At 62.9% G+C, this 11,786-nt stretch carries 14 protein-coding genes and 1 pseudogene; 5 read left to right on the top strand and 10 right to left on the bottom strand.

All coding sequences use genetic code 11. The features are described 5' to 3' along the window. A partial coding sequence (locus tag VGO12_RS25380) for a DNA-directed RNA polymerase subunit alpha (protein WP_327497714.1) occupies positions 1-514 on the top strand: 514 nt, incomplete at its 5' end. Between the two features lie 104 nt (positions 515-618). Continuing rightward, positions 619-1,044 carry a 50S ribosomal protein L17 gene (gene rplQ, locus VGO12_RS25375; protein ID WP_291158616.1) on the top strand — a complete coding sequence of 142 codons (426 nt, stop codon included), beginning with the start codon at positions 619-621 and terminating at the stop codon, positions 1,042-1,044. Between the two features lie 226 nt (positions 1,045-1,270). Here the strand turns inward: rplQ and msrQ are convergent, their stop codons facing one another. Then, positions 1,271-1,924 carry a protein-methionine-sulfoxide reductase heme-binding subunit MsrQ gene (gene msrQ, locus VGO12_RS25370; RefSeq protein WP_327515494.1) on the bottom strand — a complete coding sequence of 218 codons (654 nt, stop codon included), beginning with the start codon at positions 1,922-1,924 and terminating at the stop codon, positions 1,271-1,273. A gap of 2 nt (positions 1,925-1,926) precedes the next feature. Continuing rightward, a complete protein-coding gene (gene msrP / locus VGO12_RS25365; RefSeq protein ID WP_327515493.1) occupies positions 1,927-2,868 on the bottom strand; it encodes a protein-methionine-sulfoxide reductase catalytic subunit MsrP in 942 nt (313 codons plus the stop codon). Positions 2,869-3,068: 200 nt separating this feature from the next. Here msrP and VGO12_RS25360 point away from each other — a divergent pair, with 200 nt between their 5' ends. The 3 genes from VGO12_RS25360 (at position 3,069) to sugE (ending at position 6,316) form a co-directional block, all read left to right on the top strand. Then, positions 3,069-4,466, top strand: a complete 1,398-nt coding sequence (locus tag VGO12_RS25360) for a DegQ family serine endoprotease (protein ID WP_327515492.1) — start codon at positions 3,069-3,071, stop codon at positions 4,464-4,466. Continuing rightward, a complete protein-coding gene (locus VGO12_RS25355) occupies positions 4,463-5,776 on the top strand; it encodes a replication-associated recombination protein A (protein ID WP_327515491.1) in 1,314 nt (437 codons plus the stop codon). The genes VGO12_RS25360 and VGO12_RS25355 overlap by 4 nt, the downstream gene beginning before the upstream one ends. 225 nt (positions 5,777-6,001) lie before the next feature. Further along, positions 6,002-6,316: a quaternary ammonium compound efflux SMR transporter SugE gene (gene sugE, locus VGO12_RS25350; RefSeq protein WP_327515490.1), complete on the top strand. Its 315-nt coding sequence runs from the start codon at positions 6,002-6,004 to the stop codon at positions 6,314-6,316. A 135-nt stretch (positions 6,317-6,451) separates the two neighbouring features. Here sugE and VGO12_RS25345 read toward each other — a convergent pair whose 3' ends face one another. The 8 genes and pseudogenes from VGO12_RS25345 to VGO12_RS25310 form a co-directional block, all read right to left on the bottom strand. Beyond that, the gene (locus VGO12_RS25345) at positions 6,452-7,237 is read right to left on the bottom strand and encodes an ATP12 family chaperone protein (protein ID WP_327515489.1); all 786 of its coding nucleotides are present in this window, start codon (positions 7,235-7,237) and stop codon (positions 6,452-6,454) included. Further along, positions 7,230-7,895: an HAD-IA family hydrolase gene (locus tag VGO12_RS25340; protein ID WP_327515488.1), complete on the bottom strand. Its 666-nt coding sequence runs from the start codon at positions 7,893-7,895 to the stop codon at positions 7,230-7,232. Before VGO12_RS25340 ends, VGO12_RS25345 begins: the two co-directional genes overlap by 8 nt. After that, entirely contained in the window at positions 7,895-8,887 is a 993-nt protein-coding gene (locus tag VGO12_RS25335) for an RluA family pseudouridine synthase (RefSeq protein ID WP_327515487.1), read from the bottom strand. The genes VGO12_RS25340 and VGO12_RS25335 overlap by 1 nt, the downstream gene beginning before the upstream one ends. A gap of 213 nt (positions 8,888-9,100) precedes the next feature. Beyond that, positions 9,101-9,481 (bottom strand): fluoride efflux transporter CrcB, encoded by a 381-nt coding sequence (gene crcB, locus VGO12_RS25330; protein WP_327515486.1) that lies wholly within the window; start codon positions 9,479-9,481, stop codon positions 9,101-9,103. A gap of 25 nt (positions 9,482-9,506) precedes the next feature. After that, a complete protein-coding gene (gene fghA, locus VGO12_RS25325) occupies positions 9,507-10,340 on the bottom strand; it encodes an S-formylglutathione hydrolase (RefSeq protein WP_327515485.1) in 834 nt (277 codons plus the stop codon). 20 nt (positions 10,341-10,360) lie between these two features. Further along, positions 10,361-11,008 carry a DUF1345 domain-containing protein gene (locus VGO12_RS25320; RefSeq protein ID WP_327515484.1) on the bottom strand — a complete coding sequence of 216 codons (648 nt, stop codon included), beginning with the start codon at positions 11,006-11,008 and terminating at the stop codon, positions 10,361-10,363. Between the two features lie 43 nt (positions 11,009-11,051). Then, the gene (locus VGO12_RS25315) at positions 11,052-11,492 is read right to left on the bottom strand and encodes a YaiI/YqxD family protein (protein WP_327515483.1); all 441 of its coding nucleotides are present in this window, start codon (positions 11,490-11,492) and stop codon (positions 11,052-11,054) included. 135 nt (positions 11,493-11,627) lie between these two features. Beyond that, positions 11,628-11,786, bottom strand: a pseudogene (locus VGO12_RS25310) (S-(hydroxymethyl)glutathione dehydrogenase); the annotation flags it as partial.

The raw sequence follows: 11,786 nt of genomic DNA, 5'->3' as shown, positions 1-11,786 counted from the left end.
CCTGATCCCGGTCGACAGCCTGTACTCGCCGGTCAAGAAAGTGTCCTACAAGGTGGAAAACACCCGCGAAGGCCAGGTTCTTGACTACGACAAGCTGACGATGTCCATCGAGACGGACGGTTCCGTCACCGGTGAAGATGCAATCGCGTTTGCGGCCCGCATCCTTCAGGACCAGCTGTCGGTTTTCGTCAACTTCGACGAGCCGCAGAAGGAAGCAGAGGAAGAGGCAGTCACCGAACTCGCCTTCAACCCGGCGCTTCTCAAGAAGGTCGACGAACTGGAACTTTCGGTCCGTTCGGCCAACTGCCTGAAGAACGACAACATCGTCTACATCGGCGACCTCATTCAGAAGACCGAAGCAGAAATGCTCCGCACGCCGAATTTTGGTCGCAAGTCGCTGAACGAAATCAAGGAAGTTCTCGCTTCCATGGGCCTGCACCTCGGCATGGAAGTGCCGTCCTGGCCGCCCGAGAACATCGAAGATCTCGCCAAGCGCTACGAAGACCAATACTAACAGACAAAAGGCAGCTTGTTCTGCCTTTCCCCGTCAAACAGCAGGTGTTGCACCTGTATGTGCCAGGAAACGGCAGGCAAAGCCTGCATTGAAGGAGAATAGCCATGCGCCACGGTAAAGCCGGCCGCAAGCTGAATAGAACCGCCAGCCACCGCAAGGCGATGTTTGCCAACATGGCAGCTTCGCTGATCCAGCACGAGCAGATCGTCACGACGCTGCCGAAGGCCAAAGAAATCCGCCCGATCGTCGAGAAGCTCGTCACGCTCGGCAAGCGCGGTGACCTGCACGCTCGCCGCCAGGCGATCTCGCAGATCCGCGACGCTGCCGTCGTTTCGAAGCTGTTCGACACGATCGCTTCGCGCTACGCCACCCGCAACGGCGGCTACCTGCGCATCATGAAGGCTGGCTTCCGCCACGGCGACAACGCCGCTCTCGCAGTCATCGAATTCGTTGACCGCGACGTTGATGCCAAGGGCGCAGCTGACCGCGCTCGCGTTGCTGCTGAAGCCGAAGCTGCTGAAGCAGCCTGAGCCGATCGAAGGCAGTAAAAGTCAAAACGGCCGGGTGGTGACACCCGGCCGTTTTTCTTTTGGGGGGCAGCGCCTCATTCTGCGTGAATTTCCGTCTGTCCCCGAGGAACGAGCGCTCGAGGATCTCCGGTGTCTTGCGGGCGGCCGCATCAGACGTGCGACGGGGCGGGTGGGCAACTCTTTAGTTCCGGACGGAAAACCGCTTCACACTTTTCCTGGAGCTGCTCTAAGCGTTGCCGGGTGCGGGACGGCCGGGTGCACCTGCCGCCTGCCGCTTGCGCTTGAGATAGGGTTTGCGCACCAGCCGCCAGACAAGCAGCGCGGCGACGAGGCCGAGATAGAGCATCTGCTCGGGGCCGACGACCTTGACCGACATGGAAAAATGCAGCGCACCGGCGGCGGCGATGACATAGGCGAGCCGATGCAGCTTGTTCCAGCGGGGGCCGAGCCTGCGGATCGACCAGCTGTTGGATGTCGCAGCCAGCGGGATCAGCATGACGAGAGCCGCCATGCCGATGGTGATGAACGGGCGGCGGGCGATGTCGGCAAGGATACTCGGGAAGTTCAGCCGTTGATCGAGCAGCATGTAGGCGAGGAAATGCATCACCACGTAATAGAAGGCGAGCAGCCCGAGAGCCCGGCGGTAGCGCAGCCAGTTGACGCCGAAGAGGTCGCGGATCGGCGTGATCGCGAGCGTCGCGACGAGGAAGCGTAGCGCCCAGATACCAAGCAGGTGTTCGAACTCCTTGACCGGATTTCCCGGCAGCTGGCCCGTGGCACCGAGATAGAAGGCATAGGCCGCCGGCACCAGGCCGAGACCGTAGAGCGCCCAGACCGAGGCCGAATGGTAACGTTTCGGGAGCGCAGGCAGGCGGGCCATGGTCAATAGTTCGCTCTCAGGTCCATGCCGGAATAGAGCCCGGCGACGTCGTCGGCATAACCGTTAAAGGGCAGGGTATCACGGCGATTGGACCCGAAGAAACCACCGCCGCCAATACGGTTTTCGGTCGCCTGGCTCCAGCGGGGATGGTCGACCGACGGATTGACGTTGGCGTAGAAGCCGTACTCGTTTGGAGCCGAAAGGTTCCAGGTCGAAGGCGGCTGTTCTTCGGTGAGCGAAATCCGCACGATCGACTTGATGCCCTTGAAGCCGTATTTCCACGGCGTGACGAGGCGAATCGGGGCGCCGTTCTGGTTTGGCAGTGTCTTGCCATAGACGCCGACGGACAGAAGGGTGAGGGGGTGGCGGGCTTCGTCGAGCCGAAGACCCTCGCGATAGGGCCAGGGCAACGGCTGGAAGAAGCCGGATTGGCCGGACATTTCCGCTGGCCTGACGATCGTCTCGAAGGAAACATACTTGGCGCTGCCAAGCGGCTCGACCTTGTCGAGCAGGGTCGAAAGCTGAAACCCGGTCCAGGGGATCACCATCGACCACGCCTCGACGCAGCGCATCCGATAGACCCGTTCCTCGATCGGGAATTTCAGCAACTCCTCGAGCCCGAATTCCTTCGGCTTGCCCACCAGTCCGTCGACCGTCACTGTCCAGGGCGTCGGCTTGAAGCTCGCGGAATTGGCCGCCGGGTCGCCCTTGCCTGTGCCGAATTCATAAAAATTGTTGTAGCTCGTCACGTCGGCTTCGGGCGTCAGGTCTTCGTCGACCGTGTATTTGCCCTTGGGCGCGCCGAGGGCCGCCGCAAGGCCCGTGCCGGCGCCCGCGAGAAAGACCCCACCGGCGGCCGCTCCGAGGAATGTGCGTCGGTTGAGGAAGATATTCTCCGGGGTGATCTCCGAGGAAACGATTCGCGGCGGGCGGTAGGATGGCATGGGCTGTTCCGAACGTGGTTTATGAGGCTTGTCTTGTGCAAACTCACCAGACTTTCGATCACCGTGAAAGGGGCGCCGAACCACGTTTTCGTGTGCCGGACGTGAAGGCGGTCAACTTTGCGTATCCTGCGTCAGCGTTTGCCTTTTTTCTCGCGAAATCCTATCTGAACGTAGCGGCGACGAATAGGAGAATGCTTCACATGATCGTTGGTAAAAGAGCGCTTGTCGCGTTCGCCATTGCTGTTTCCCTCACCTGTCCGGCGCTGGCCCAAGACGCAAAGACCGTCCCGCAATCGCGCACGGACATGCAGCTCTCCTTCGCGCCGCTCGTCAAGCAGACGGCCAATGCCGTGGTCAATGTCTATGCCGAACGGGTGGTCGAGCGCCGATCGATCTTTTCCGGCGACCCCTTCTTCGAAGAGTTCTTCGGCCAGCGCATGCCGAACCGCTCGGAGAAGCAGTCATCGCTCGGATCAGGCGTGATCGTCGGCAAGAACGGCATTGTTGTTACCAACAACCACGTCATCGAAGGCGCAGACGATATCAAGGTGGCACTGGCGGATGGCCGCGAGTTTCCCTGCAAGATCGTGCTCAAGGACGACCGGCTCGACCTCGCGGTGCTGAAGATTCAGTCCGAAGGGCCCTTCGACATCGTGCCGCTGGGCGACAGCGATGCCGTCGAAGTCGGCGATCTCGTGCTGGCGATCGGCAATCCCTTCGGCGTCGGCCAGACGGTGACCAGCGGCATCGTCTCGGCGCTCGCGCGCAACCAGGTCTCGTCCGGCGATTTCGGTTTTTTCATCCAGACCGATGCGGCGATCAATCCTGGCAATTCCGGCGGCGGCCTCATCGACATGGATGGTGAGCTTATCGGCATCAACACCGCGATCTTCTCCAAGGGCGGCGGCTCCAACGGCGTCGGCTTCGCGATCCCTGCCAACCTGGTGAAGGTGTTTGTCGCGTCGGCCGAAGGTGGCAACGGCGCTTTCGTTCGTCCCTTTATCGGCGCGAGCTTCGAACCGGTGACGTCGGAGGTCGCCGAAGCGCTCGGCCTCAACCGCGCGCGCGGCGCGCTGGTCACCGCCGTCGTTGCCGGCGGACCTGCCGCGACGGCGGGCCTCAAGCCAGGCCAGGTGATCACAGCCGTCAACGGCATCGATGTCGAGCATCCGGACGCGCTCGGCTACCGCCTGACGACGGTCGGCATCGGTCATGAGGCGCGTGTCACCGTGTCGGAGAATGGCAAGCCGCACGACGTGACGATCAAGCTCGACCGTGCGCCGGAGACGTCGCCGCGCGACGAGCGGCTGATCGAAGGCCGCAACCCGTTTGCTGGCGCCGTCGTCGCCAACCTGTCGCCGCGCCTTGCCGATGAATTGCGCATGTCGACCTCGCTGCAGGGCGTCGTCGTGATGCAGATCAACCGTGGCTCGCCGGCAGCCCGCATCGGGCTTGAGCCGAAAGACATCGTGCGCTCGGTCAACGGCACGGCGATCGACACCTCCAAGACCCTTGAAGAGGTGATGGCCGAGGATGCCTCCTTCTGGCGCGTCGAGATCGAGCGGGACGGCCACGTGATCCGTCAGTTCTTCCGATGAGCGACCTGTTCTCCGCCTCCGAACCGCCCGCTATGGCGTCGGCAAGACCGCTTGCCGACCGGCTACGTCCGCGCACGCTCGCCGAAGTCACGGGGCAGGAGCATCTGACGGGAGAGGATGGTGTCCTGTCGCGCATGATCGCGTCCGGTTCGCTCGGTTCGATGATCTTCTGGGGTCCGCCAGGCACGGGCAAGACGACAGTGGCGCGCTTGCTGTCGGGGCAGGCGGGGCTCGCCTTTGAACAGATCTCGGCGATCTTTTCCGGCGTCGCCGATCTGAAGAAGGTCTTTGAAGCGGCGCGCGCCCGGCGCATGTCCGGCCGCCAGACCCTGCTATTCGTCGACGAGATCCACCGCTTCAACCGGGCCCAGCAGGACAGTTTCCTGCCGGTCATGGAGGATGGAACGGTCGTTCTCGTCGGCGCGACGACGGAAAATCCGTCCTTCGAGCTCAACGCCGCTCTTCTGTCGCGCGCCCGCGTGCTGACTTTCAAGCCGCATGGCGAAGACAGCATCGAGGAGCTTCTGTCGCGCGCCGAGCAGACGGAAGGCAAACCGCTGCCGCTCGACACCGATGCGCGCGCCAGCCTGATCCGCATGGCCGATGGTGATGGCCGCGCGGCGCTGACGCTTGCCGAGGAAGTGTGGCGGGCTGCGCGCCGTGACGAGATCTTCGACGCGACCGCGTTGCAGAACATCGTGCAGCGCCGTGCGCCTGTCTACGACAAGGGCCAGGACGGCCACTACAATCTGATTTCGGCGCTGCACAAGTCGGTGCGCGGCTCCGACCCCGATGCGGCACTCTACTACCTCTGCCGGATGTTCGATGCGGGAGAGGACCCGCTCTATCTCGGCCGACGCCTTGTGCGCATGGCGGTCGAGGATATCGGCCTTGCCGATCCGCAGGCGCTCGTCATCTGCAATGCGGCCAAGGATGCCTACGATTACCTCGGCTCGCCCGAGGGCGAACTGGCGCTGGCGCAGGCCTGCGTCTATCTGGCGACGGCGCCGAAGTCGAACGGCGTCTACACCGCCTACAAGGCGGCGATGCGCTCTGCCAAGGAAAACGGCTCGCTCCTGCCGCCGAAGCACATCCTCAATGCGCCGACCAAGCTGATGAGGGGCGAGGGATACGGCGACGGCTACCGCTACGATCACGATGAACCGGATGCATTTTCCGGACAGGACTATTTCCCGGAAAAGATGGGACGGCAGACCTATTACGATCCACCGGAGCGCGGATTCGAGCGCGAGATCCGCAAGCGACTGGAATGGTGGAACAAATTGCGCCGCGAGCGCAGTGCGCCGTGAGGTGCATTGGATGCTTTCGCAAGCCGCCCGGACCGGAACTTTCGCACTTTTCACGAAAGCGCTAAACGGTATAGCCTTGCCGCCGGCGCAGGGCTGATTTGCCCTCGCATGCCTTGTTGTGGGGCATGGAGTGTGAGATAGAACCCGCATTGCAGACGGCTGCACGGCTCCAGGTGATGCCGAACATCCGCGGGGACGGCCTCGCTCCATTCTTAGGAGTTTGAAATGGCCTGGTTCCTTCTTCTGCTTGCCGGCATCCTTGAAATCGGCTGGGCAATCGGCCTCAAGTACACCGAAGGCTTCACCCGTCTGACGCCGACGGTCCTGACCGTTGGATCGATGATCCTCAGCATTACATTGCTTGGCCTTGCCGTGCGCACCCTGCCGCTCGGCACCGCCTATGCGGTCTGGACCGGCATCGGCACGGTCGGCACGGTGATCCTCGGAATCTTCCTGTTTACCGAACCCGCGACCTTCGTCCGTCTCGGCTGCATCGCCCTCATTGTCAGTGGCATCGCCGGCCTGAAGCTGGCCGCCTAACGTAACGGGACTGCGCTTGACGCTACGGGAGTGTTGCGTCGGTGAAGCAAGCTGACAATCGACCAAAATGATACGGGCTGCGCGTCGAGGAGACACGCAGCCCGTATTTTTGCATTTGGCTTCAAGACGCCGCGGTTACCGCAGGGCGTCGAGCACTGCGGCGGCGGCCTGCATCTCGTGCCAGCGGTTTTCGCGACGGCGGAAGGCTTCCTCGTCCGTGCCCCAATGTTCGATCTGCCAATCTTCGTCGAGATGGGCGGCCGCCCAGGTGTCCTCGGCGGAAAGTTGGCCGGAGGCAAAGGCAAGCGCCAGCAGCGCCGAACCGGTGAGGGTCGTGACCGTGTGGACGCAGGTGAGGCCGAGCGGGGTCGCGAAGGCGCGCAGGCCTTCGGCATAGGCGGCGATCGCTTCCTCCGGCTGTTCCTGGTGGATCACGCCTTCGGCAAGAATGAAGCGTGCGCCGAGCGTCTTTTGCGCCCAGTCGAGCACCGGGTTCCAGATATCGTTCTGGCGGGCGACCAGGCCTTCAGGGCTGTCGGCGCGATAGCAGAGCATGTCGGTTCCGGCGAAACGCAGGATGTCGTCGAAGACCGAGCGCTGGTCCTTGGCGACACCATCGAGCGCGGTGTTGACGATGCGGGTGATCGGCATGCGACCGGGATCGATGACGTCCACCTGTGCGTCCCATTCGGCTGCCAGCATGTCGGCAAGCTTGCGGGTCGGGACGGCGAGCGGCTGCTTTGCCGGCGTGCGCACGGTGCGCCCGTCCAAGAGCACACTATGGGTGTCGGCATCCGTCGAGGCGACGCCGACGTCCTTGTAGAAGCGCTTCGGCAGCGGCTTCAGCATTTGGATCTGTGCGCGGCGGACAGGATCCTCGTGGCTCATCGCACCGCTGAGTTCGTCGCGAATATCAGGCATGATTGTGTTCCATCCATTCAATGATGTCGGCCGGCGTGCGGGCGACGAAATCCGCGCCCGCCTCGATGAGATCAGGCACCGACGCGTAGCCCCAGGCGACGCCGATGGCGGCAGCGCCTGCGGCCTTGGCCATCTGCATGTCATAGATCGCATCGCCGATGACGACCGTGTCCTTCGCGTCGATCCCGGCTTCCGTGCAGCATTCCGACACCATTGCCGGGTGCGGCTTGGACGGGCAGTCGTCGGCGGTGCGCGACACGAAGAAGATCCGGTCGAACCCATGGGTCTCGGCAATATGGGTGAGACCGCGCCGCGACTTGCCGGTGACCGCGCCGATCAGCAATGCCTCGCGCGAGGCGAGCGTCTGCATCATGTCGGCGATGCCGGGAAACAGAAGCTCCTGGAAGCCGGCTTCGCCGCGAACACCGGCGAAGATCGATTTGTAATGCGCGGTCATCGCCAGCGCCTGATCGTCGACATGTTCGCGGCCGAGCAGTCGGGCGATCGCGATGTCGAGCGTCAGGCCGATGATGCCCTTGGTCTCGGCGATATCCGGGCGCTTGAGGTCGAAGGCTTCGAACGTGCGGGCCATTACCTCATGGATCAGTCCGCCGCTATCGACCAGCGTGCCGTCACAGTCGAAAAGCGCCAGTTTCATCAGTCGTCCTCGCCCGGCTCGTTCTCTTCAAAGCCCAGCAGGTTCCAGCTTTGGACCATGTGCGGCGGCAGCGGTGCAGTCACCCGCAGGCGGCCACCGTCCGGATGAGGGATATCGATGTGGCGCGCGTGCAAGTGCAGGCGGTTCTGCATGCCGCCAGGCAGGCTCCAGTTGATGTCGGCATCGAAGTATTTGGGGTCGCCGAGGATCGGGTGGCCGATGTGCAGGGCGTGCACGCGCAGCTGATGGGTGCGGCCGGTATAGGGCTCCATCTCCAGCCAGGCGAGGTTCTGTGCGGCCTGCTCGCGAATGCGGTAGAAGGAAATGGCGTGATCGGCACCGTCTTCACCGTGTTTGGCGATGCGCATGCGGTCGCCGTCCGGCGTCTGTTCCTTGACGAGCCAGGTCGAGATCCGGTCTTCGCGCTTGCGCGGCACACCCTTGACCAGCGCCCAGTAGGTCTTCTTGGTGTCGCGTTCGCGGAAGGCGGCGGTCAGCTTCTGGGCCGCACCTCGGGTGCGGGCGATGACCAGCACGCCTGAAGTGTCCCGGTCGAGCCGGTGCACCAGGCGCGGCTTTTCGCCTTTCTGGTTGGTCCAGGCCTCAAGCATCTTGTCGATATGCCGGTTGACGCCGGAGCCGCCCTGGACGGCGAGACCGGCCGGCTTGTTGAGCACGATCACCTTGGCGTCCTCGTGCAGCACCATGCGTGACAGGAGTTCGCCATCGGGCGAATGCCGAAGGTCCCGACCGGCGATCGGGCCGGTCTTGGTTTCCTTGGGATCGACGCCGAGCGGCGGGATGCGGATCGTCTGGCCCGGCTGGAGACGCGTGTCGGATTTGACCCGGCCGCCATCGACGCGGATCTGGCCGGAGCGCAGGAGCTTCTGCAAGGGGCCGAAACCCAACCCCGGGAAATGCACCTTGAACCAGCGATCAAGGCGCATTCCGCCTTCGTCGCCGTCCACCTGCCTGTGTTCAATACCTGCCATCTGAGCGAACCTGCTTCCTGTTTGTGCGCCACTGCGCGTCGATCCGGAGCTTTGCGTTCAAGTCGACGCAAGACAGAGGCTCCAGGCGCGCAAGGCTGTCGCAATGCTTTCGCCGCTGCACGACGATGCCCTGACGCACGGATGGTTGAAGGACGGTGCAGCGGGGCGCGGCATTTCCTGGTCGGGAATGCGCAGCGCCTTTAGCTGCAGCCTTTAGACTATTGCGCGCATCAGGGCCAGCCCGCAGAAGACCGCAAGCAGCGAAAGCGCGACGCTGGCGACCACATACGTCGCGGAAAGCACGACATCGCCGCGCTCAAAGAGCGTGACCGCATCCAGTGAGAAGGCGGAAAAGGTGGTGTAGCCGCCAAGGACGCCGGTGACGAGGAAAACGCGCATGTCCGGCGATGCACCGAACTTGCGCATGATCAGTTCCGCGAGGACGCCGATCAGGAACGAACCCGTTATGTTGACCCCGAGCGTTCCCCATGGAAAACCCGGCCCGAAGCGGTGCATCGTCCACAGGCCGACGAGGTAACGCAGGATCGAGCCGATTGCGCCGCCGGCGCCGACGAGGAGGAGGAGTTGAGACATCGGTCGCTCCGGGCCAAAGTTTGGTTCAGGCCAGCCGTTCGGCATGCCATTTCAGGTGGTCGTCCATGAAGGTCGAGATGAAGTAATAGGAATGGTCGTAGCGCTCGTGCATGCGCAGCGTCACGTCGATGCCGGTTCCCTTGACGGCCTCCTCGAACAGCCACGGGCGCAAGCCGTTTTCGAGGAAGCTGTCGGCCTTGCCCTGGTCGATCAGGAACTCCGGGAAGCGGGCTCCATCCTTGACGAGCGCGCAGGCGTCGTATGGCCTCCACGAAGTGCGGTCCGCCCCCAGATATTTTTCGAATGCCCCGATAGACCAGTCCGCGGTCGAAGGTTCGACGATCGGTGCAAACGCCGAGCAGCTCTTGAAACGATCCGGGTTCTTGAGTGCGATCGTCATCGCGCCGTGACCGCCCATCGAGTGACCGAAGATGGCTTGGCGGCTCATGTCCATGCGGAAGTGCTGGCTGACGAAGGCGGGCAGTTCTTCCGTGATGTAAGTGTACATCTGGTAGTGCTCGGCCCAGGGGGACTCGGTGGCGTCGAGATAGAAGCCGGCACCCTTGCCCATCTGCCAGTTGGTCAATTCGTCTGCCACGTCCGGCCCGCGCGGGCTGGTGTCCGGGCAGATGACGATGAGGCCAAGCTCGGCCGCCATGCGCCGATATTCGCCCTTCTCCATCACGTTGGCGTGGGTGCAGGTGAGGCCGGACAGGTACCACAGCACCGGCCGCGGCTCCTTGGTCGCCTGCGGTGGCACGAAGACGGCAAAGGTCATCTCGCCCTTGCAGGCCTTAGACTCGTGCGAAAAGACGCCCTGCATGCCGCCAAACGCGGTGTTCTGGGAGAGGACTTTCATGGAATGCTCCTTGGTATTGCTCAGCCGGCCAGCTGCACGGCCGCGTTGACCGCGGCGGCGACGAGCACGGTGTTGAAGAAGAACGAAACGATGGCGTGTATCAGGTTGATGCGCCGCATGGCCGTCTTGGTGATCGCGACATCGGAGGTCTGCGCCGTCATGCCGATGACGAAGGAAAAATAGAGGAAGTCAAAGCCGCCGGGCTCGGGCGTTTCAGGAAAATCGAGGCCGCGTGCCGGTTCGGCGGTCTGACCATCGGGCGCGGGGACCCAATAGACATGGGCATAGTGCATGGCCGCCATCATATGGACGGTCGCCCAGCCGAGCACGACCGAGGCAAAGGCGAGGCCGAGCGCCAACGCCGATCCGGTCTTCTCACCGTTGAGCGCAAAGAACAAGGACACAAGCGAACTTGCGGCCGCCCCAAATGTCACCAGCAGGATGACGACTTCGGGTTCGTCGGTATTCTTGGCGTGCGTCTTCAGGTGTCGGCCGGTCATCATCCGCAAGCGCCGCCAGCAGAGCACGAGGTAGACGCAGAAAAAGGTGATCGCAGCGCCTTCAAGCGCAAAGCGTCGCGCAACGAACCAGAGCACGGGCACGCTCGCGAGTGCGCAAAGAATGGCAGTATAGAACGGCCAGTGCCTGAGCTTCGTCGTCGCTGTCATCCGGATGTCCCTGCGATCCGCAACGCAAGTGGCTGCAGCGCGGTCATTTTTTCGCCTGCCGCGCGAGTCGGTCAAGCGTCTCGAGGAAGGCCGAACGATCGCGCTGTGTGAAGGCGGCGTTGTAGCCCTTGCTCTCGCCGGTCTCGCGCAGATGCTGCCCGAGGTCGCGCATGGCCGAAGCCATGCCGATGTTGCCCTTGTCGAAGATCCGGCCCGAAGGGCCGGTCACAAGCGCACCGGCGGCAACGCAGCGTACCGCAAGCGGCACGTCGGCAGTGATCACGATATCGCCTTCATGCGCCCGTTCGGCGATCCAGTTGTCGGCCGCATCGAAACCGGCCGAGACGATGACGTTGTGCACCATCGGGTCGCGCGAGGGGCGCAGTCCCGAATTGGCGACCAAGGTCACCTCGATCCCATGGCGCTCGGCGACCTTCAGGATCTCCGACTTCACCGGGCAGGCGTCTGCATCGACATAGATCATCTTGAATCAACTTCTCAACGGGACTGAAAAGGCGCCGGAAAATCAAACGACTCCGGCGCCTTCCTGAATCGGATCATGAGCAACTCCAGGAAAAGAGTGAAGCGGTTTTCCGTCCGGAGTTGCGTCATTTCCAGCTTAGTAGAGAACGACCGAGCGGATGCTTTCGCCCGAATGCATCAGCTCGAAGCCCTTGTTGATGTCTTCGAGCGGCATGGTGTGGGTGATCATCGGGTCGATCTCGATCTTGCCCTCCATGTACCAGTCGACGATCTTCGGCACGTCGGTGCGCCCGCG

Origin of the sequence: Ensifer sp., assembly GCF_035999135.1 — a bacterium.
Lineage (GTDB): Bacteria > Pseudomonadota > Alphaproteobacteria > Rhizobiales > Rhizobiaceae > Ensifer.
This window is presented reverse-complemented; position numbering and strand designations above follow the sequence as displayed.

What these genes read in the sequence shown, in the direction of transcription:
- VGO12_RS25345 (WP_327515489.1), bottom strand. Translation starts at nt 7,237, where the DNA reads ATGCCTGATATTCGCGACGAACTCAGCGGTGCGATGAGCCACGAGGAT.
- VGO12_RS25340 (WP_327515488.1), bottom strand. Translation starts at nt 7,895, where the DNA reads ATGAAACTGGCGCTTTTCGACTGTGACGGCACGCTGGTCGATAGCGGC.
- rplQ (WP_291158616.1), top strand. Translation starts at nt 619, where the DNA reads ATGCGCCACGGTAAAGCCGGCCGCAAGCTGAATAGAACCGCCAGCCAC.
- crcB (WP_327515486.1), bottom strand. Translation starts at nt 9,481, where the DNA reads ATGTCTCAACTCCTCCTCCTCGTCGGCGCCGGCGGCGCAATCGGCTCG.
- VGO12_RS25355 (WP_327515491.1), top strand. Translation starts at nt 4,463, where the DNA reads ATGAGCGACCTGTTCTCCGCCTCCGAACCGCCCGCTATGGCGTCGGCA.
- fghA (WP_327515485.1), bottom strand. Translation starts at nt 10,340, where the DNA reads ATGAAAGTCCTCTCCCAGAACACCGCGTTTGGCGGCATGCAGGGCGTC.
- msrP (WP_327515493.1), bottom strand. Translation starts at nt 2,868, where the DNA reads ATGCCATCCTACCGCCCGCCGCGAATCGTTTCCTCGGAGATCACCCCG.
- VGO12_RS25335 (WP_327515487.1), bottom strand. Translation starts at nt 8,887, where the DNA reads ATGGCAGGTATTGAACACAGGCAGGTGGACGGCGACGAAGGCGGAATG.
- VGO12_RS25360 (WP_327515492.1), top strand. Translation starts at nt 3,069, where the DNA reads ATGATCGTTGGTAAAAGAGCGCTTGTCGCGTTCGCCATTGCTGTTTCC.
- msrQ (WP_327515494.1), bottom strand. Translation starts at nt 1,924, where the DNA reads ATGGCCCGCCTGCCTGCGCTCCCGAAACGTTACCATTCGGCCTCGGTC.
- sugE (WP_327515490.1), top strand. Translation starts at nt 6,002, where the DNA reads ATGGCCTGGTTCCTTCTTCTGCTTGCCGGCATCCTTGAAATCGGCTGG.
- VGO12_RS25315 (WP_327515483.1), bottom strand. Translation starts at nt 11,492, where the DNA reads ATGATCTATGTCGATGCAGACGCCTGCCCGGTGAAGTCGGAGATCCTG.
- VGO12_RS25320 (WP_327515484.1), bottom strand. Translation starts at nt 11,008, where the DNA reads ATGACAGCGACGACGAAGCTCAGGCACTGGCCGTTCTATACTGCCATT.